Below are 19,872 nucleotides of genomic sequence, written 5' to 3' on the forward strand. Positions count from 1 at the left end.
TCGCTCACTGGACCGGATTGAGGATCAGGGTGTCGGGCACGTTCGGCACGAAGCAGGCGAGCCGCGCCGGACGGATCGTGTCGCCATCGGGCTCGGCGGGGCCGGCCTCGACGCGGGCGGGCGGCTGGACCGGTATCGGCTGTTCGTCGTTGCCGTTGAAGCCGCTGTCGCTGTCGCCGTAGACGATGGCCTGGACGATGTCGGTGATCTCGTCCTGGCTTATCAGCCGGCGTTGGTCGCTCTGCCAGTCGATGACGGTCTCGGGGATACCGCCGAAGCTGTCGACGTCGACCCAGTCGACGCCGCGCACCGACTGCATCGCCGCGACGATCTCGCACAGCAGGGCCGGCCGGGCCAGGGCGCGTTGGTCGAAGCCGAAGCGTTCCAGCAGGCGCTCGCGTACCGCGGTCGCGACCGGCTCCCAGCGATGGCCCGGCAACAGACGCAGCCGCGCCTGCAGCACCAGGGCAATGCGTTCGCGCATGGCCACCTGCACCGACAAGGCGGGGTCGCCGAGTTCGCGCAGGGCTTGCATGAGGTTGCGATAGAGATCGGAGTTCGGGTCCAGCGGCATGTCGTCGACCCCGGCGACGGTGATGTGCACCACTTCGCGCACGCCGTCGCTGAGCCGCGCCGCCACGGCCTTGGCGATGCCGGCGAACATGCGGGTGAAGTCGGCGTAGTCCGACAGCGACACTAGCCGGTCCAGCGCCATCAACGAACGCGGCGCGTTCTCGCGGATCAGCCCGATGCTTTCGCGGTCGGCGCCGCCGGAGGCGCGCAACGGATTGATCACCTCCTTGATCCCGAGCGGACGGCTGATCAACAGCGAGATCTGTCCGGCGTGCACGTTGCCGCCCTTGCCGATGCCGTTGCGGTATTCGGCGCGCAGGTTCTCGAAGCCGCTCGGCGGGCGCAGGCCGTTGACGCCGTCGCCGAACACCACCGAGGTCACGCCGTCGTCGCCGGTCACGGTGACGTAGGCGCGCGCGTCGGGGCCGAGCCCGGCCAGGCTGTCGGTTTCCTGCCACTCCACCTCGTTGACCAGCACCTTGAGCGTGCTCGCCGCGCCCGCGGCGGTCGGCGCGGGGCGCCAGGTCAACGGCGGTTGGCGCAGGGCGAAGCGTTGCAGCGGCCGGCGTGCGTCGCTGCTGCCGAGCACCTCCTTGCGGGTCTCGCCGTGGCTGGCCGCGACCACGTTGGCGTGGATGCGCAGGCCGTCGCGGTAGTACACGTAGGCCAAGGGTGTGGCCAGGCGCAGGGTGGTGTGCGGACGGTCGCCGGGACGCCAGAAGTCGCTGCCGTGCTCCAGGCCGGCGATCATCATCAGCTCGCTGACGCGCACGCCGCGCACCCCCGGGATGTCGCTGCGCTCGCCTTCCACCACCACCCAGCGACCGGACTTGAGTTGCTCGTGCAACGGGCCCAGTTCCAGGCGGCTGCCGGAGACGTCGTCGAGAATCGGTTCGGCCGCCATCTCCAGCCGGCGCCGTTGCGGGTGCAGCCAGGTCTGGCGCAGTTCGTCGATCCGGCGGCGGGTCTGACCGTCGGCGACATCGCGCCAGGCGTTGGGCTCGCCTTCGGCGCCGAATTCGATCCGGGTGCTTTCCTGCGACAGGCCGTACGCGCTGCGCGGCCCGGTATGCGCGCTGGCGACGTGCATCACCTGATAGCGCGCCAACAGCTCGGTCGGCAGCGGTGGCCGCACGACCAGGACCCGGTCGCCGATCGCGAGCAGCGGATCGGCCTTGCCGAGGAAGGCGTTGCTGTCGCTTTCGTCGTCCTCGTAGACCCAGTCCGCCCACGATTCCACCGGCGGGATGGTGTTGTTGGTGGTGCCGGGCATCGGCTTGGACGAGCCGGCGCCGAACAGGGTCTCGCCGGCGCCGAGCACGTGCACGGCCGTCAACGAGGGCGTCGCCTGTTCGGGGCTGGAGCCGCGCCAGGCCGCGTAGTAACTGTCCTTGAGCGTCGGCGCGAAATCGGTGATCAGTTGCGGCTGCACATCGGCGTCGTAACTGAAGGTTTCGTCGAGTTTGCGCGGCAGGCGCAGGGTGTTGGCGGCCTGCAGCCGGCGTGGCGCCAGCAGATGCTCGACCGCGTCGTCGGGCCCGCCGTTCGGCGCGCTCGCGCCCGGTAGTTCGAGTTCGGCCAGTGCCTCGCCGAAAGCGTCGATGGCCTGCATGGCGTTGCCGTTCTCGACCCCGCCGTTCAGCAGGCCGGCCCATTCGTCCATCGGCGGACGCGGAGCGCCGAGGCGCAGCGCATTCAACAGCTGCGCGCAGTTCTCGATCGCGCGATTGTCCTGGGTAAAGGCCAGTTTGTTCTGCAGGATCTGCAACAGCGGGTGCGCCTGGTCCTGCAGTGGCGGCAGCGGCTGCAGGCGCAAACGCGTGCGCTGCCCGGCGAAGTCGGGTTCGACCGCGACCACGCGACGTGCGACGTGCACGGCGGTGGCCGAGGCGCCGAACTGGAGCAGCAACAGGTCGCCGGGCAGGACGCCGGTGTCCACACCGACCGCGTGGATGCTGTCGAGGGCGAGCACGTTGGCCAGTTCGATCCGCTGCGGCCGCTCACGGCGGATCTGCAGGTCGTTCCACTCGCGCCGCGCCTGCAGCGCCTCGTCGGTCTCGAACGACTGCGGCAGTTCGCCGGGGCCGGGGATGCTCTGCGCGCGGGTGCCGACCGGCAGTTCCACGGGCCCGGCCTGGTTGTCGTCGACGGTGTAGGACAGGAATACGCTGGACGAGACGCCGGCGCGCGGGGCGTAACCGACCAGGCGCGCCAGTTCGACCAGGGAGCGGCGTTCGCCGGCGGTGCGCAGATAGCCTTCGTTGGCGATGCGCTCCTGGTAGAAGCTCAGCACGTCCGAGACCGTGGCCCAACCGTCGAGCAGGGCGATCGCCGGATCGGCCGGATCGCGCGTGGTCAGCGGCTGCAAGGGCCGCAAGCTGCGCGCGGCCTGTCGGCCGTCGCCGGGCACTTCGACCTCCATGCTCGGCAATCGCGCTTTCATGCTCGCGAGGAAGCGGCCGTGGGTGCCGACCCGGTAGGCCAGCGCCGGCAGTCCGCGCCGGTTGTCCAGCGCCACCGGCGTCGACGCCGCGACGCCTTCGCAGCAGCCACAGCGGGCGCTGCCGCATCCGCAGTCGTGAGCGCTCATCGCCCACCTCCGACGAAGATCGAGAGCTTGCCGTGCTCGGGATAGTTGGGGTCGTTGTCGAGGCGCGCGATCTCGTGCGCGCCCAAGCGCAGGATGCCGTCCTTGAGTTCGCGGTTGGCGGCCGCGTACAGGCGTTGCAGGCGGATCACGCGAGCGCATTCGACGCCGGTCACCGCCATCGCTTCGGCCACCAGTGCGCTGGCCCGCAGGCTGTGGCCGAAGCTCAAACGATCGGGGTGGAAATAACCCGGCTGGCCGTCGCGGCGGCGACCGGCACCGAAGCGTTCGAGCAGTGCGGCCTTGATCGCGCCGCGCTCGTAGCCGGGCAGGGCACAGACTTCCAGGCTCAGTTCGATCGGCACGTACACCGCTGTTTCCACATGCAGGTCGTGGCCCATGCGGCGCACGCGGTGCAGGGCCGTTTCGACCTCGCCGATCAACTCGGCGTCGGCCGGCACGCGACCGTACGGGTCCAGGGCCACGTCGGCTTCGTACCAACTGCCGGTCCAGACCAGTTCGCCGGCGGCGCGCTGCACGCGCAGATCGCGTTCGGCCAGGCGCGCGTAATCGTCGGCGGTGATCGCGCGCAGGCGTTGCTTGCGGAACGCGCCGGGCGCCAGCAAGCGCGCCTGCGCCAGCGGCTCGGGGTCGATGCCGCCTCGCGCCGGCAGAGGATTGTCGACGCGCACCTGCAAGCCGCTCCATTCGCCGCGCAGATGCACGCGGTTGATGCCGTGGGCGCCGACGTTGCCGGCGCTGCCGTTACCGAGCCGGTAGCGGGCGGCGAAGCGTCGGCCCGGCTCCGGGCGCTTGCCGAGGTCGTCGTCGCCGAAGCGCAGATGGGCCAGGCCCTGGTTGTCGATCTCCACGACCACATGGCGGTCCTCGTCGCCGCTGCCGAGCAGATCGAACACCGGCGTCCACGAACCGCCCTCGTCATCGTCCAGCCGCAATGAAGGCAATGCTTCGCGCGGATCCTGATCGAGGCTGGCGGACGCAGCGCGACTGGCGGCCGGCATCTGGGTGCGATGGGTCAGAGGCGCATCGGGCAGGTGCCAATGGAAGCGGCCGGGCCGTTGCACGAGTTCCGACGGTTGGCCCTCGCATTCGCATTCGGCCTGGCCGTGTGCCTCGGGCACCGTGCCCAGGTCGAGGGGGCCGGCGCGACGGCCGTGGTCGGCCAGGACCACGTTGCCGAGCGCCATCGACACTTCGCGCAGACGCGCGCAGCCCGGCGCAGGGCCGAGCGCGCTGAGGCACAGCGCGAACGGCAGCGCGTCGTCGACATGCCATTGCACCCGCAGCAGAGGCATCGGCCGTGGGTCGTCGGGACCGGTGGGATAAAGCGTGTCCTCGATCGCCTCGACCCGGGTCAGCCGCACCGGCCAGACATGGGACGGATCGGCATCCGCCTCGAGTCCGCTGCGCGGCCCCAGCACTTCCTTCAACAACAGCACGTCGCCGGCCTTCAGCTCCAGCGCGCGTGTCTCGCCTTGCGATTGCGCCCATGCGTCGCGCAACACCGCCGCCGTAGCACCGCGCGGCAGGCAGCAGTCGTCGCGGCCCCAGTCGTAGAACGCGATGCGGTTGTGCGCGCTGCGCAGGGCGATCGAGCCTGAGTCGCCACTGGTCAGCGGCAGGAAACTGTCGTAGCGGCCGTGATCGTCGGACGCGAGCGTGCGCATGGCTTCGTCGCCGAGCAACGGCGGCACCGGCGCATCGACGGCGATGCCGCTGAGGAAGGTGATGTCGGCGACCGCCACATCGAGATCTTGCGAGGTTTCGATGGCGACCCAGGCGCGGGCATTGCAGCCTTCGTGCAGGCGATAGTCGACCAGGCGCGCGTGCCGGCGCACCGAGATGCGTTGGCGCGCGGTGTCGAGATAGGCCTCGGTCGCGACCGCGTCCTGGTAGTAGCTCAGGTAATCGCCGGCATAGGCCAGCAGTTCGATCAAGGTGACGCCGAGATCGGGCACATGCTCCGGGTTCCAGTCGGGCGAAACCAGTGCGAGCCGGTCCTGGATCAGGCGACGGAAACTGGCGTAGTCCTTGGCCAGGTACGACAACGCGGGTTCGTTCGGCGGTTCCTCGATGCAGGCCGGAGCCGCCGCGCAATCCAGGTCGGACGGGCAGCCGGCCTTGAAGGAGAACTCGGCGCTGGCGTACATCGGGTCCAGCCCCTCGATGTCGAGCAGGCGCAAGCGGTAACGCGAATGGTCGCCTCGGCGATCGAGACCTACCGTCAACCAATCGTCGACATCGGGTTCTCCGCTGGGGTGAGGGTCGACGTCGACGATGCCGATGTCGACGATGCGGGTGCCGCCTTCGATGCGCAGATGGCGCAGCAGCCCGGGACCGTCCTCGCCGAGCTCGGGCGGCAGCTTGCCGAGAAAATAGACGTGCAGTTCGAGCTGGTCGGCGGAGACTTCGACGAAGTCCAGGCCGACCCGTCCGCCGAAGGCGCGGACATCCTGGCGGCGCGGATCGTTGCAGCATGAAAGAGTCATGACGGAATCCCTGCCTCGGTCAGATCGCGCGGGTGAAGCGCGCGCTTTGCTCTTCGCGGGTGCGCAGCAGCACGTAACTCAGCTCGACGGTCAATGCGGCGTCCTGCGCGCTGACCTGCAAGGCGCGCACTTCGATCACGTCCTGCAACCAGCGTTGCAGCGCCGCCTGTAAGGTGAATTGCACGGTCGCGGCCAACTCGGGGCTGTTGCCGGCGAATACCAACTGCAACAGCCCGCTGCCGAAGTCGGGCCGGTTGACCCGTTCGCCGGCCTGGGTGAACACCAGTTGCTCGATCATGTCGCGCACATGGCCGGCATGATCGGTGGCGGCGCTGCGGCCGCGGCCGTCGACATGGAAAGGAAAGTCCAGATGCATGGCGATTCTCCGGCTAGTGCTGCAGCGGCTACATCGCGAACACGCGGGCCTGCATGGCGCCGACGATCGGCGCGCCCTGCGGGATCTGTTCGGCGCTCTGGCAGATGCCCGGGGCCGGCCCGGGCGCCGGCGTCAGCATCGCCGGCAAGCCCATGACGGCGACCCGCGCGCTCGGCATCGACCAGCGCACGGTGACGCAGGGCTGTGGCTTGCCGTTAGGCAGGGTGAAGGGACAGCCGGCGACGACGATGGTCGGCGCGCCCGGCGGGATCGTCGCTACCGGTTGCCCCATCACCAGCACGCGCGTCTGCACCGGCGCGATCTTGGCCTGACCGACTGCGTGCTGGCAGGTCATGACGGCGTTGGCGTGCAACAGATATCCAGGCATGGCCGCGTCCTCAGGTGATCGCCATAGCGACTTTGTTGAAGGTGATGGTCGGCCCGACCAGGTAGATCGAGGCGCCTTTGCCGTTGTCGATGTAGATGCCGCTGTCGTTGACCACCAACATCGCGCCGGTGGTGCTCTTGAGTACGATGCCGCCGGTGATCGGCGTAGGCGGCATGTCGCTGACCATGAGCATGTTCTGCAGCAAGGACTGGATGACGATGTTGGGATCGGCCGGATTGCCGAGCTTGGCCATGGCCGGCGGATCGGCGCTGGTGTCGAAGCGACAGCCCAGCCACACCGGCTTGTTGACGTCGCCGTGTTCGAACATCAGCCACACGCCGGCGCCGACCGGCGGTACCGCGTACACGCCCATGCCCGGGCCGGGCGGCCCGGACAGCGGCGTGCAGGGCTCGGCCCAGGTGGTCGGCACGAAGCCGGCCACGTCGACCGCGGTCAGCAGCAGCCGGCCGCGGAACTCGGGATCGGTGTTCATGGCGACCGTGCCCCGGTAAATGCCCGGATACAGTCGTACGCCGCTGGATCCGTCGCTCATATCGGCACCTTCGGAGTCAGGGAAATCAGCCCGTCGCGGCTGAGCTCGAAGTTCTGCTTGAATTCGCCGCGCTTGATCTTGTGGGTCACGCTGTCGACGTAGTAGAGACCGTCGTAGGCCAGCCCGGCGCCGCGCACGCCGACCATCAGCTTCGAGCGCAACACATGGCCGTAGCGCAACACGTCGAGCGAACCGCTGACGGTGATCGTATTGGCCGCGCCTTTGAGCATGCGGCCGAGCATCTTCTTGAGGGTGAACTCGGTCGAGTCGCCGCCGGTGTCGTGCGACATCACCATCTTCAGCGGCGGCGTCGGCCGTGCGCCGAGCGGGAGCTGGAAGATGTTCACCGACGGGATCGGAATCACCAGCGGCAGGCGCCCGGTGATCGGGTCGTGGACGTTGACCAGCAAGGTCTCTTTGGCCAGGCCGTCGAGCTGGAAACTCATCGACTCGACGTTGGTGTGCGCATCCATGTTGATGCTCAATGCCGGTTGCGGCACCGGGATGCGGATGTTCGGCCCGAGATAGGCGATGCTTTGCCCGGGCAGGGGGCCCGGTTCGACGTAGAAGACGAAGCCGCTGTCGTCGGCGATCTTCTTCAGGTGCTCCAGGTCGGTGCCGTTCTGCGCTTCGATCTTCTTGGTCATGATCGGCTGTTCGGGGATGAACGGCGGGATCACGATCGGCACGATGCCGAGTCCGGCGTATCGGGCCAGGATCTGGTAGGCCTGTACGGTCGAAGACATGTTGGGATAGGGCAGGGCCAGTTCGACCAGGTCCATCGCGGTGCTCAGATCGTCGCCGGTGATGGTCAGCACCGACTGCCCCGGTTCGCTGCTCGGCGCGAGCTCCTGCCGCGTCACCAGGCCGTCCATCAGCACGTGCGGGAATCCGCCCAGCGTGACCATGACCACCACGCGGGTGGTGATCGGGTCGAAATAGCCGGCCGGCAGCAAGGTGGTCAACAGCATCGAGTCCTTGCCGACGCCGAAGCTGAGCTGGAACCCGCTCTTATCCTTGCCGCTGGTGATCTCGACGCTCTGCAACGCATCCACGACCGCGCGCGGCGCCGGCACCGGCACCGCCGGCCCGATCATCAGCGTCAGGTGGATGCCCTGGACCATGGCTTTATTCCCGTGCCGGCGGCGGCACGCCGTCGGGCAAGGTGATGCGCACGCGTTCGCCGACCGTGTCGGTGAGTTCGTCGGGGTGCATCACGCTGTTCGCATCGCACAAGCGCCAGAACGCTTCGGAATCGCCGAGCTCGCGTGCGGCGACGAGGTCGGGGCGTTCGCCTTCGACCACCGTGTGTTCGTGCAAGGTGACGAAGCCGTCCAGCGGCGGCAGGAACCGCCGTTGCAGATAGGGCACGACCGTGCCGTCATCGCCGACCCGCATGGCCACCGGCACCGCGTGGTAGCGGCTGCCGGGAGGAAAGTCGTAGTTCGCCATCGCCGTCTCCTTCGTCGTTGCAGCGGATCGAAATCCGCGTCGTCCCGGTCGATCTCCCGCTCGCGGTCAGAACACGCCTGGAATGCCGAGGGCGCGGAAATCCGCGCCGATCGCCTGCGCCGCGAGGCGCTCCTTGCTCAGCAGGTAGCTCATGAACAAGCCGCCGCCTTTGCTGTCGAACCCGATGTCGTCGATGCTGAGCACGCGCAGGCCTATGCTGAGCTTGGCCCTGATCGGGTTCAGCGATACATCGAAGGCCTCCTCGGTGATGCTCAGCTCGGTGATGCGCACCGGCGCGATCCGGTTGGGGCCGAACACGAATACCGACAGCGGCGCCAACGCCGGGGCTATTTCCAGCGAGCCGGTCGCCGCGATCGCATTGGCCGCGAACAGGTCGCCGCTGGCAGGGTGGACCAGCGCTTCGATCGCGGCGATCTGCGGATGCAGGCCGCTCAGCGTGGACGACACCTGACCGGCCTCAAGGGCATCGCTGGCGTCGATCTCGGCTTCGAGCTTGATCGTTTCCGCCGGCGGCCCCTTCAAGCGCAGCGCTTCCGAACGATCGCCGGATTCGCCGCCGATGCCCTTGATCTGCAGGCTGCGGGTCATGCTGTCGGGGTTGTACTGCAGGCCGATGATGCGGATTACGTTGCCGCTCGTGGGGTCGAGCAGGACCAGGCCGCCGCGCAGCAGTTTCGGTGATCGTGGGTATCCGCTCATCGTCTGGTTTCCCTTTCGGCCCGATCAGAAATCTCTACTGAAGAACGGGAAAATCGGCGTCCTGATATCGTTGGGGTGGTGGACTTTCCATTCCGATTGCATGCGGTCCATGACGTTCGGGTTCTCGCGCGCGTTGAGCTGGTCGGCCTGCAGGCGCAGCCCCAGATTGAGCAAGTCGAGGTTGAGCGGGCCCAAGCGCAATCGCTCCGGCATGCCGATCGTGCGCATCAGCTCGGACGATCGTTGCGCCTCGGCGACGAAGGAATCCGCATCGCGCGAGCCGAAGTAGCTGCCGCGGGCGCTATAGGCGCGGCGGATGCCGAGCCAATCGATACGAGAGTTCATATCGGTCGATGGCGGTCGCCAGAAATTCGGGTCCAGGCCGCTCAGCGGAGCCATCGGTCCGAACTGCGCCTGCAACGGTAACCGCAGCGGCATCAATGACGGTGCCGGTACCGGAGGAGTAAGGGACGTCGCCGGCAGCGGGGGCGACAAGCGCAGCGGCGGCACCAGCGAAAGGCGCGGAAAGCGCGGGCGCGGCGAGAGCAGGGACGGCGGCTGCAGGACGAAAGACGGCACCTGCGGAATCGTGGCGGTGTCATCGGGCTCGGCGCGTGCGCTTTGAGGCGCGGCTTGCGGTGCGACTTGCGGCGCGTATGCGTTGATTCGCGCGAAGTCCACGCCTGCCGATGGCCGCGCGTGGGGTAGACGCTGGCTGGACTCGTGGGTGGCCGCCAGGTTCAGGCCCGCGGAGGCCCGCACCGCGGTAACGGAGTTTTTTCGGCGTAGGCGAGGATGAAGGCCATGGCGCTCCATCAGCGGGTTCCTCGCCGCGGCGGGAAATCGAATTTTGTCTCGAATTGAAAGTCGTGGCCCTCGCCTTCGTCCTTAAGCTCGTCTTGAGCCTGTTGAAACAGCTCTGTCCTGCCCGACGGCCCGAACATGTGGAGAGGGTCGGGGTCCAGGCCCGGATCCTGGTCGAACAGGGTAGTGACGAACGACCACAGCCATTCCGCCTTCGGACCTAACTTGGGAACAAGCGATTCGCGGCCCGGCAAGCGGCTGAGGTCGACACGAGGAACCTCCAGCCGCGGCGGAGACTCGGGCCCTTCCACCCACTTCGGCAATTTGTTCTGCGGTGAGGGCAGCGGCAGCTTCAGCTTTTTTCTTGGCCAGGCCGACGGCGCTGGCTTGAACGGCGAGCGCGGTTTGGTCAAGGGCGCGATCAGCGACATATGGGCGGGCAAACGCATTCGGCCGGACTGTGAAGAGACCGGCTGCATCAGGTCGGCGGAATCGATCCGGACCTGGGAGCGCGGCATGCGCGCCACGATTTGCGACGCATCAGAGGGGGTTTTTTGCTCGGTGTCGTTCGGACGCAAGGCGAACGGACTGGCCGCCGCCGAGTTCGCGGGTTTGAGCAGGCTGCGTTCGATGGCGTGGCGTTCCATCAGTCGCCCCTCAATAAGCCGCATACTTGGCTTCTGCGCGGGTGGGCGCAGCCGCAGGCCGAAAACGCTGCATGCGACGGTCGCGGCATGGTCGCTGCGGGCGGTTTCACGACACCGACTCCAAGGCGTCCAGCGCTTGCCTGGCGCGTTCGACCACGGCCGCCTGCGGATGCTGGGTCAGGGCGCGGATTTGTACCCGCGCGGCATCGCGCATCGCGAACAATTCGGCGAGCGCCGGTTCGCGACGTTCGATCGGACCATCGAAGACTTCCTGCGCGAGGGTGGCCGCGGTCGCCGCGACGGCGGCGTCGTCGCGTTCGAGGAAGAACGACAGCGTCAGTTCCAGCGACGTCGCGTGCGTCAGGTCGAGCGCGCCGTCCTCGCTCGTCGCCAGCTTCAGGGCGCGCCGGCAGGTCAGCGTCAACAGATCGTGCTCGCCGTCGGCGATGGAGCGGCGGCTGTTCTCGAGGGCGACGAACTGGTTCAGCAGCAAACTCTGGCGCCATGGCGTATCGGCCGCGACGACGACCAGGCCGATCGGTCCGCCTACATCGGGTACGCCGGCACAAGGGTCGGCCAGCGTCGTGCCGCTGCCGGCCAGGGTGGCATGGAACGCGAAACCTGCCGGGCGTTGCTTGGCGCGGTCGCCGCCCACGGCCAGATGCAGGCGGCCCGGGCCTTCGACCTCGACGAAGTAGTGCAGCGCTATCGGCGCTCCGGCAAGCAGGAGGGTACTGGCGACGCGCAGACCTGCGCGCACGCGCAGCCCCTCGACCTCGAACGATTGCAGCGCTTCGTGCTGTTCGGATCGCATGTTCATCTGAAGCGGATCCTGGTGGTGGCGCTGCGCGCGGCGAGCACCGAGTCGGTCGCAGTCACGGTGACCACGCCGGTGAAACCTGCTGGTCGTGTAACGGTCGCGGCGACCGCTACGCCGAGCGGACCCGCGTTGACGGCCACGACGACGCCTGCCGCGGCGGCGGCGGGATCGACGATGAAATTCACCACCCGTCCGCCCGGATTGGCATTGAGGGTGACCACGCTGGTCAAGACGCCGACCGGCACCGGGCTGGGCGCCGCGCGCATGTTGCGCAGGCGCACGGCCTCGACCCTGACGCGGCCGTCGGCACGGCGGTTGGGGAAGATCGTATCGGCCGCGCGCAGGCGGAAATTTCCGGCGCGCAGGCCGGCGGTCAGCGTCGCCGCCGCCGGCAACGCGGCGGGATTGCCTGCGGTCACTGCGCTATCGCCCGCCAATACGTTCCATCGGGCACTGCGTGCGGCGACGGTCGAGGCGACGGTCAGCCGAGCCGTTGCCCTGCCGTCGGCAGCCAAGGCGGTCGCGCCGGCGGCGGTCGGCGTCGCCGTCACCGCGCTGAACACGATCAGCGGATTGCCGGCATAGGGATCGTTGCGCGGTGGAGCGGCAACGCCGCCGAAACGGTGATCGGTGCGGAACTGGAATCCGGCCGTGGGCGAACCGCGCAGGGAGCGTTCGTGCACGCCGTCGGCGAAGGTGCGGCTGACCACCGCGCCGGCGCCGCGCCACGACGAGTACTGGAAGCGCTGGCGGAAGTTCCAGAAGCGCGGCAACTGCCGCACGCCGGGTCCGACGAAGCGATTGACGTCGATGGCCGGCAGCCCGTCGGCGACGTTGGGCAGGGCGACCGGCGTGACCAGTTGATCGACCCAGGCATTCGCCGGCACGGCCAAGAGCAGATTGAAGGCGTTGTTGAAGCCGATCGGCGGATTGACCGGAGCGAGATTGAAATCGTTGCGATTGAGGGTGATCAGCTCGCCGACGATGCGGGTCAAGGGCGCATGCGCGGCGTCGGAGGATCGGAACGTGATGCGGTTCTGCACGCCATAGGGACCCGCGCCACCGGCGAAGGTCAGCGCGGTGACCCGGGTCGGCACGGCATTGACGGTCAGTTCCGCCATCAGGCCGGAAGCGCCGACCACCGGTGCGGCAACCGGCTGGGTCTCGTCGAGTCGCGCACCGGTGGCGGTGTCGGCGACGCGCACGCGGATGTCGCCGGTCTGCGCGCCCGGGGTGATGACGTTGCCGGCGACGCGGGCGCCGAGCGCGCGGCGCAAGGTCACCCGCACCGGACGGCCGCCGGGCGCAGTGATCGCGTTGACCGTGGCGGTGTTGCCGTTGATGCCGTCGCGATTGGGCTCGGCGGTGCCGGCCGGCGCTGCGCCTGCCACCAATGCCGGCACCGGGGCCAACGCCGGCGCCGCGGCATAGGTCGCACTGGTCACTTGGACCAAGCGCACCGCGATGGAGTTTGCGTTGTCGGCCGGCGTGCCGGCGACCTCGGCGCGAATCGTCAGCGCCGCGCCGCCGACCACCGTGCCCGGCGGCGGCTGCACGGCACGGATCCTGACCCGACGGCCGCCGCCCACGACGGACACGCCGGCGGGGACGGCGCCGCCGGGATTGATCGTCCAAGTCAGCGCGCTACGACCGGCGACCGTAGCGGTGGCGGTGATGTCGTTGCCGCCGACGCCGAGCTCGGCCGAGGACACGGCGACGGCGGTGACCAAGGGCGCGGCCTGGGCCTGCATCGGCGCAGCCGCGATGTGTTGCGACAAACCCGATCGTGCCGGCAATGCACCGGCGCCGAGATCCTGCTGGACGACGTGGGTCAGCTCGTGCGCGAGCAGATGGCGATGCTCGGCCGCTTCGGGATCGGCGACCTTGTCCCCGAAGATCAGATTGCGCGCATAAGTGAAAGCGCGCGCGCCGAGTCGGCCGGCCGCGGCCTGCGCGCCGTCGCCGGTGTGCACGCGCACGCCGGAGAAGTCCCACGAGAATGCGTTCTCGAACGCGCTGCGCAGCGATTGCGACAACGGCCGGCCCGGGCCGAGTTCGGCGATGCGCGCGGCCGATGCGGGCGCCTGTGCGGTGTCCTCGCCCGCGGAAGGATCGGTCGGCAGGGAGAGCCGTTGTACGGCGGCCTCGGCGATATGGTCGGCCTCGCGCTCATGCCCGCTCGCAGCTTCGATGCGCTGCGGCAGGACCGTGGCGGCGAGCGAAGCCGGCGCGGGTCGACGCGCCGTCGGCGGTGCGCGCAAGGCAGACGGTTGGCGTTGCAGCGAGGGCCCCGGCGGAATCGCGGCGAGAGTGGCTGCGTTGGACGCGTTGGTGGTGGGACGCGCATTCGCCGCCGCCGGTGCCGACGAGGCGGCGGGCGCATGTCGCGCGCATTCGCCGCAGGTCGCACCGGCAATGGTGTGGTTGCCGCATTCGCAGCGGCGCGCGAGGACGCCGGCACTCGCCGGTACCGGCGCCAGCGCCGAAGGGGCCTTGAGCGCAGCGTTCTTGCTCATCTTCGGATCTCCCGCCCCAGGGCCGTGGCGACGGAGCCGGCGACGGCGCGCGCCAGTCGCGCGGTTCCGGCATCGGTGCGGACCGCCGGCGCCGTCAGCCGCGCCAGCGAGGCACCGCTGCGTGCGTCCGCCAGGCGGCGATCGCCGATCAGGCGCGCCAACTCGTCGGTCAAGGCACGTACGAACTCGCCGCACTGCGCATCGCCGATCCTCGCGCCATGCACGACCACTCGCTCGATATGCAGCTTGACGCTCATCCGGGCCTCCGGCCGGCGCCCGCGGCGAATTCGCTTTCGTTGACCGGCTTGCCGAGTTTGCGCAGTTCCACCCGCAGCGAGGCCAGCAGCAGCGGCATCGATACGGCGACGCCGGCCTGGGCGGCCGAGAACGCGGCGTTCAAGGCGATGCTGTGGATGTTGCCGCCGGACAGGCCGAAGCGGGCGAGGCGGTCGTAGTCGAGCGTCTCCCTGGGCACCCCGGGCGCGAGCGCGTTGTGCCAGATGCGTGCCCGCTCGTTGGGCCCGGGGAACTGGAAGTTGACCACGAAGCGCAGACGGCGCAGGAACGCGCCGTCGAGCGCGGACTTCATGTTGGTGGCCAGGATCGCCAGTCCGGAAAATGCCTCCATGCGTTGCAACAAATAGTTGATCTCGATGTTGGCGTAACGGTCGTGGCTGTCCTTGACTTCGCTGCGCTTGCCGAACAAGGCATCGGCCTCGTCGAAAAACAGGATCGCGCCGCCTTGTTCGGCGGCGTCGAACACGCGGCGCAGGTTCTTCTCGGTTTCGCCGATGTACTTGCTGACCACCGAGGACAGGTCGATGCGGTACAGATGCAGGCGCAGCTCGTTGGCGATGACTTCCGCCGCCATGGTCTTGCCGGTGCCGCTCTCGCCGGCGAACAGGGCGCTGAGCCCCAGGCCGCGGTTCATGCGCTGGGCATAGCCCCATTGCTGGTAGACGCGGTGCCGCTCGTGGACTTGGCCGGCGATCTGGCGCAGCAGGCAGACGGCTTCCTCGCCGAGCACCAGGTCTTCCCAACGCGCCTTGGGCTCCAGGCGCTGGGCCAACGAATCCAGGCGCGACACGGACAGATCGCGGCAGGCCTCCCAGGCATCGCCGCCGCGCGCCGGTGCGCTCGCGGCGACTTCGCGTATTTGCTGCAGGTTGAGGCGGAAATGCCCGGACAGCGCCTCGGCCTGGCGTTCGCGGTCCGGCACAGCCGCGGGCAGTGCCTCGCACCAGGCCGCATGCTGTTCCGCCGCGCTCGGCAGCTGCACTTCGACAGTCCATTGCGCGCCGTCCACGCGCAGTGGCGAAACCGGCAGACCGACGAAGGCGAGTCCGAGCGGATGCCCGAGCAAGGTCCGCAAAGCGTCCGCGGTTTCGCCGCTGTCGGCATCGAGTTCGTCGGCATCCAGGTACAACGCGACCGGCAGCAACAGGCTTTCGCGGTGCCAGAGCCGGGCCAGGGTTTCCAACTCGCTGCGCACGGTCGGCAGCGAACGCACCGGCAAGGTATACAGGCGGCAACCGAACGCGGCGCAGGCATGGGCGGCGATCGCGTAGCGACTGCCGGCGTCGCCGCCGGTCAGTTGCACCAGCGGCAGTGGGCCGGGATCGGTGTCGCTCTCGTCGCGTTCCGCGCCATGGGCGCGCAGGATGGCCACGATCTGTTCGGTCTGCAGTTGCTGCGAGGGTGCGATCGGCGGCAGGGTCTGCTGATCGCGCAGCAGCGCTTCCAGGCGTGCGTCGAGCAGGTTCAGGCTCTTGGCGTAATTGACCACGCGTTCGTCGGCGCGCAACGCGGCCGCGGTCAGCGGCGTCGCGCCGGGTTGGCTGATCTCGATCAGGCGCAGATGACGCAAGGGGCGCTGCGGTGCGAGCGCGTCCCAAACCGGTTGCTCGAACAGGCGCAGCGCCAGCGCGAAACTGGGATAGGGCGCACCTTGCACGGCCGCGATCATGTCGGGCAGGGCAGGGTCCAGTTCCATCGCCACGCAGAGCAGTAGGGTGTCGGTTTCGAACGGGCTCAAGCCGAGCCGCTCGGCCAGCAAGAGCAGGGCGGGAGCGGGTTCGGACTGCGCCGCCTGCGCGCGCGCCGCGGCCGCGGCTTGCTCGTCCGCCGTCGACGGTATCGAGACCGCCGAGACTTCGACCGGTGCGGCCGCGGCGCCGCGCGCGAACCAGCGCGTCGCGCTGCGCTCGCTGGCCGGCGGCGCTTGCGTCGTCGCCGTCGCCAAACGCTGCACCCGCAGCCGTAGCCAATGCAGGGACGCGGTAAGGTAAGCCTGGTTCGCTTCGGCCCAGCGTTCCATTTCGTCGGCCACGCGAGCGTGCATGTCGGTCTCCTGGTCGCTGCGGGGGGTCATGCCACCACCACGGTTTGTTGCGGGTCGAACTCGAAGCCGTCGGCTCCGACGATGCTGGGCAGGCTGTCCAGGCCGTCGACGCGCAAGCGCACCGGGTAGTCGCCGGCGGCCACGTCGGGCACGGTGAACTCCAGTACGCTCGCTTCGGCCGGATCGGCGGGCGTGTCGATGCTGTCGGCCCGCACCTGGGTGTCGCCGAATACGAGGCGTACACCGTCGTGCTGGGCCGGCAACAAGCGCGGCCGGCACCGGATCGTCAATGCGAGATCGCCGGTAGGTGCGGCCAGCGGAGTCACTTCGATCAACGGCGCGAGCGCCAATACCACGGTATTGCTGAGCAGCGCCGGTTGTCCCGGCGACGCTTCGCCGCGCAAGCGCACGGCGTATTGCCCGATGCGCCAATCCGCCAGCGCGCCGGCATCGCCGGGCGCCGGCAGCGCCACGAGCAGGGAATGTTCGTCTTCGCCCGCGCTCGCCGGCAGGGTTTGCTGCAGGCCGCCGCGTGCGGCTTCGAACATCGCCTGCGCACCGGTGGCGACCAGTCGCTCGCCGCGCAAGCGCAGGACATCGCCCAGGCGTGCCGCGGGCAGCAGTTCCGATGCCGCCGGACGGACTTCGTCGAGGCGAGGGGCGGCCGCCGCGAGAGCCTTCGGGCCGCGGTCGTCGGCGCCGCGCTTGAGCACCGGCAGCGCGCTGCGCGCACCGGCGTCGGACTCGATCAGCACCACCGATACCTGGTAAGCCATGGAGGGGCGGTAACGCGCCTGCATCGCCGTCCACAGCTTGGTCAGCTCTTCGGTGTTGAGATACTTCGGGGTGATCTTGATCCACTCGATCTGGTCGGCGAGGCTCAATGCGGAGAAGTCGCCGAACGGCGGCGTCGGCGGGCCGAGCACGATGCGCAACTGCGCACGGCTCAGGGTGGGCGTTTCGTGCAGGAACTGCATGCCCAGGCCGAGCAGGGCTTCGGCCGCCAAGTCCTGGGCGCCGTAAGCGGTGAGCAGGTAATGCAGGTCCAGGGCCAGCGGCGGTGTGCCCATGCGGGCGCCGGCGCCGTCGCGGGCGGGCAGTTCCTGATTGCGCCAACCGCTGTTGGGCGTGACCTGATAGAGAAACAGATTGAGCTGATTGGGCTCGGTCTGGCCGGTGGTGATGCGGTCGGGCGGCAGGGCGCTGACGCTGACGCTGCCTATCGCCGACAGATCGAGCCCGAGCAGACCGTTGCCGATCAGGTCTTTCAATCCCGCGGTGACCGCAGCGATCGCCAGCGCGTTGCTCATGGCCGGCCTCCATGGCGCCGGCGCAGATAGTCGTCGAGGCCGAGTTTCGGTTCGCGCGTCGGGCCCGGCGCGGATGCACCCGCCACTGAGTTAGGTGCAAGGGCGCCGACCTCGAGCCGCCCGATGGTGACCTGTATCGGCGCCGGAGACGATGCGAGCGGCGCAAGCGATGTCGCGGCCGCGCGGCCCGGGTTCGCTACCGGTGCGACCGGCGCCGCGTCGCGTCTGCGCGACATCGGGCTGGGCAGGGCTGCCGGGACGCTCAAGCGCTGCGGCTCCGCGGCGGGCTCCTGGGCATGCAGGGCGGCGGCCAACCTCGCAGCGTCCGCTTGCATTTGCGACTGCGTATGTTCGATGCGGGTCAGGCGCTCGACCCGTTCGATGTGTTCGACGCGGGCGGTACGTTCGATGCGCTCGCTGTGCGGCTTGGGTTCGTAGACGCCGGCGGTCTGGGTCGGGCCGATCGGTGGGTTCCGGTTCGGATGCGCATGCGCATGCGGATGGCGTTGCGCGGTGGAACCGGATTCGGCGTGTTCGGCCGGGCGATGGCTGCGGTAAGGCGATCCCGTCGGGACGGAAACTGCCGTCGGCACCGACAGCGGCACCGGCGGCGGTGCCGAGGCGGCGATGGTCGGCGCGGGAGTGGCGACGGGCGGAACGGTTTCGGATCTCGGCAGCGCTGAGGCGCCTTCCAACTGCGCGTGCTCTTCGATTGCATTCGGCCGGGCGAGTGACGGCATGGGCGCCGGTGCCGCCGCGACGACGATCGATTCGACGATGTCCGGGGCCGGGCCCGAGGGCTGCCGTGGCTCGAACAGCGAGGGCCGACGACGGGTCAGCAACGGCGTCTGCTGGCGTGTCCGCGCCACTACGCGATCGAGGAAGCCGTCGGCATCCGCGCGGGGACGCGCCGGACCGCGCACGTCGCCGGCCGTGTCGTTGCGGGCGCTCATGCTTGCACCATGTCGAGATAGAAGCGACGCCGGGCCGGCGCCATGGCGAGAATGTCGCGCTCGCTCCAGGCGTAATTGCGCGCCAATACGTGAACTTCGGCGAGCAGATCTTGCGCCCAGTCGTCCAGTTCCTCCCACAGGTAGCCGGCGACGTCCAGCGACGCCGACCAGGCGTGCCGACAGGAGGGGCATTCGACCGCCAACTGCAGGTCCGCGAGCGGGTCGTGATCGGCCATCGCGGCGATGAGGCGCCGGCGCAGCGACGCCGGCAACTGCGCCGCGGCCAATGCCTCCCGGCCGCAGTGCGCGCTGACTATGCAGCGTTGCAACAGCAGGCCCACGCTTTCGTCCTGCTCGGCGCTGTCGTCGAGCGCCTCGATGTCGTCGCTGCAGGGAGGGCGGAAGTAGATCCGGTAATCGCGGTGCTTGAGCAACAAGGGCTCGCGCGGCGAAGGCATCTGCGCGGGCAAGGGACAAACCTCGCCGGCATCGAAGTCGGTTTCGAGACGGTCGCCGCAGGCCGGGCATGCGGCGACGGCGCGCAGGCGTCCGCCGAACAAGCTCTTCTGGAGCAGGAGCAGGCAGGCATCGCGATCGCCGAGGCAGAGTCCGCGCCAATGCGAACGATCGTATTCGGGCCATACCGCCGCCAGCAGGCCGAGCGCACGCTCGGCCGGCGATGCCGAGTACGCGGTTTCCCACACGCGCAGCAAGGCCTCGATCATGCCCGAGGCGGAGGTCGTCGCGACGTACGATGCTGGCGCGCCAGCGGCACTCATGCAGGCTCCGTGAAGCTCGGTTCGGCCGGCTCGACCACATCGACGTCGCGCTCCCAGCCTTCGTTTTCCAGCTTCAGCCGCTGGATCGCGACCGCATTGGCATTGGCGTCGAGATCGGGCAGCGACTGGAACTCGGAGACCCAGCAGCGATACACCTTGTAGGCGATGGCAAGCTGGCCGGCTTCGTTGTAGACCTCGATGATCAGGTCCTTGCGGAAGTCCTTGAGCGACACCTCCGAGCCCAGGCCGGCACCGTAGTTCCAGACTTTGTTCGCCCACTGCTCGAATTCCTTGTCGTGGGTGACGCCGCGTTCGAGCGTGACCGCCTCGAATTCGGTGCGTCCCGGCGATTTGCGGCTGCTGCTGGGGTCGCCGCCGTCGCGGTGCTTGACCACCTCGGTACTGCGTTTGAGTGCGCTGACCTTGCTGATGCCGGCGACGTATTTGTTGTCCCACTTGACCCTGAACTTGAAGTTCTTGTACGGGTCGAAGCGCTGCGCATTGACGGTGAACTGGGCCATGGAAGTGCTCCTGAGGCGTGGA

Annotated in this window: 18 protein-coding genes; all 18 read right to left on the reverse strand. The window is 68.9% G+C overall.

The genetic code is table 11. The features are described 5' to 3' along the window. Positions 1 to 4 precede the first annotated feature (4 nt). On the reverse strand, positions 5 to 3,163 hold the full coding sequence (locus LC490_RS10615) for a putative baseplate assembly protein (protein WP_223620167.1): 3,159 nt from the start codon (positions 3,161 to 3,163) through the stop codon (positions 5 to 7). After that, on the reverse strand, positions 3,160 to 5,670 hold the full coding sequence (locus LC490_RS10620; protein ID WP_223620168.1) for a putative baseplate assembly protein: 2,511 nt from the start codon (positions 5,668 to 5,670) through the stop codon (positions 3,160 to 3,162). Before LC490_RS10620 ends, LC490_RS10615 begins: the two co-directional genes overlap by 4 nt. Positions 5,671 to 5,689: 19 nt before the next feature. Next, the gene (locus LC490_RS10625) at positions 5,690 to 6,046 is read right to left on the reverse strand and encodes a GPW/gp25 family protein (RefSeq protein ID WP_031372326.1); all 357 of its coding nucleotides are present in this window, start codon (positions 6,044 to 6,046) and stop codon (positions 5,690 to 5,692) included. A 28-nt stretch (positions 6,047 to 6,074) separates the two neighbouring features. Beyond that, positions 6,075 to 6,434: a hypothetical protein gene (locus LC490_RS10630; protein WP_223620169.1), complete on the reverse strand. Its 360-nt coding sequence runs from the start codon at positions 6,432 to 6,434 to the stop codon at positions 6,075 to 6,077. Positions 6,435 to 6,444: 10 nt separating this feature from the next. Beyond that, on the reverse strand, positions 6,445 to 6,987 hold the full coding sequence (locus LC490_RS10635) for a phage baseplate assembly protein V (protein WP_031372328.1): 543 nt from the start codon (positions 6,985 to 6,987) through the stop codon (positions 6,445 to 6,447). Beyond that, positions 6,984 to 8,111 (reverse strand): hypothetical protein, encoded by a 1,128-nt coding sequence (locus LC490_RS10640; RefSeq protein WP_223620170.1) that lies wholly within the window; start codon positions 8,109 to 8,111, stop codon positions 6,984 to 6,986. The genes LC490_RS10635 and LC490_RS10640 overlap by 4 nt, the downstream gene beginning before the upstream one ends. A gap of 4 nt (positions 8,112 to 8,115) precedes the next feature. Further along, the gene (locus tag LC490_RS10645; RefSeq protein ID WP_223620171.1) at positions 8,116 to 8,439 is read right to left on the reverse strand and encodes a LysM domain-containing protein; all 324 of its coding nucleotides are present in this window, start codon (positions 8,437 to 8,439) and stop codon (positions 8,116 to 8,118) included. A 66-nt stretch (positions 8,440 to 8,505) separates the two neighbouring features. After that, positions 8,506 to 9,159, reverse strand: a complete 654-nt coding sequence (locus LC490_RS10650; protein ID WP_031372331.1) for a hypothetical protein — start codon at positions 9,157 to 9,159, stop codon at positions 8,506 to 8,508. A gap of 24 nt (positions 9,160 to 9,183) precedes the next feature. Further along, positions 9,184 to 9,738, reverse strand: coding sequence for a hypothetical protein (locus tag LC490_RS10655; protein ID WP_223620172.1), 555 nt, complete (start codon positions 9,736 to 9,738; stop codon positions 9,184 to 9,186). A 236-nt stretch (positions 9,739 to 9,974) separates the two neighbouring features. After that, a complete protein-coding gene (locus LC490_RS10660) occupies positions 9,975 to 10,610 on the reverse strand; it encodes a hypothetical protein (protein WP_223620173.1) in 636 nt (211 codons plus the stop codon). A gap of 106 nt (positions 10,611 to 10,716) precedes the next feature. Further along, on the reverse strand, positions 10,717 to 11,430 hold the full coding sequence (locus tag LC490_RS10665; protein WP_223620174.1) for a hypothetical protein: 714 nt from the start codon (positions 11,428 to 11,430) through the stop codon (positions 10,717 to 10,719). After that, entirely contained in the window at positions 11,427 to 13,946 is a 2,520-nt protein-coding gene (locus tag LC490_RS10670; RefSeq protein WP_223620175.1) for a DUF4157 domain-containing protein, read from the reverse strand. Before LC490_RS10670 ends, LC490_RS10665 begins: the two co-directional genes overlap by 4 nt. After that, positions 13,943 to 14,203 carry a hypothetical protein gene (locus LC490_RS10675; protein ID WP_223620176.1) on the reverse strand — a complete coding sequence of 87 codons (261 nt, stop codon included), beginning with the start codon at positions 14,201 to 14,203 and terminating at the stop codon, positions 13,943 to 13,945. The genes LC490_RS10670 and LC490_RS10675 overlap by 4 nt, the downstream gene beginning before the upstream one ends. Then, positions 14,200 to 16,317, reverse strand: coding sequence for an ATP-binding protein (locus LC490_RS10680; RefSeq protein WP_223620177.1), 2,118 nt, complete (start codon positions 16,315 to 16,317; stop codon positions 14,200 to 14,202). The genes LC490_RS10675 and LC490_RS10680 overlap by 4 nt, the downstream gene beginning before the upstream one ends. Further along, positions 16,314 to 17,597, reverse strand: coding sequence for a DUF4255 domain-containing protein (locus LC490_RS10685; RefSeq protein ID WP_223620178.1), 1,284 nt, complete (start codon positions 17,595 to 17,597; stop codon positions 16,314 to 16,316). Before LC490_RS10685 ends, LC490_RS10680 begins: the two co-directional genes overlap by 4 nt. Continuing rightward, positions 17,594 to 18,550, reverse strand: coding sequence for a hypothetical protein (locus LC490_RS10690; RefSeq protein ID WP_223620179.1), 957 nt, complete (start codon positions 18,548 to 18,550; stop codon positions 17,594 to 17,596). The genes LC490_RS10685 and LC490_RS10690 overlap by 4 nt, the downstream gene beginning before the upstream one ends. After that, on the reverse strand, positions 18,547 to 19,329 hold the full coding sequence (locus LC490_RS10695) for a hypothetical protein (protein WP_152566252.1): 783 nt from the start codon (positions 19,327 to 19,329) through the stop codon (positions 18,547 to 18,549). The genes LC490_RS10690 and LC490_RS10695 overlap by 4 nt, the downstream gene beginning before the upstream one ends. Then, positions 19,326 to 19,850: a phage tail protein gene (locus LC490_RS10700; RefSeq protein ID WP_031372341.1), complete on the reverse strand. Its 525-nt coding sequence runs from the start codon at positions 19,848 to 19,850 to the stop codon at positions 19,326 to 19,328. Before LC490_RS10700 ends, LC490_RS10695 begins: the two co-directional genes overlap by 4 nt. Positions 19,851 to 19,872: the final 22 nt, after the last annotated feature.

Source organism: Lysobacter sp. ESA13C (assembly GCF_019970005.1).
GTDB lineage: Bacteria > Pseudomonadota > Gammaproteobacteria > Xanthomonadales > Xanthomonadaceae > Lysobacter > Lysobacter antibioticus_B.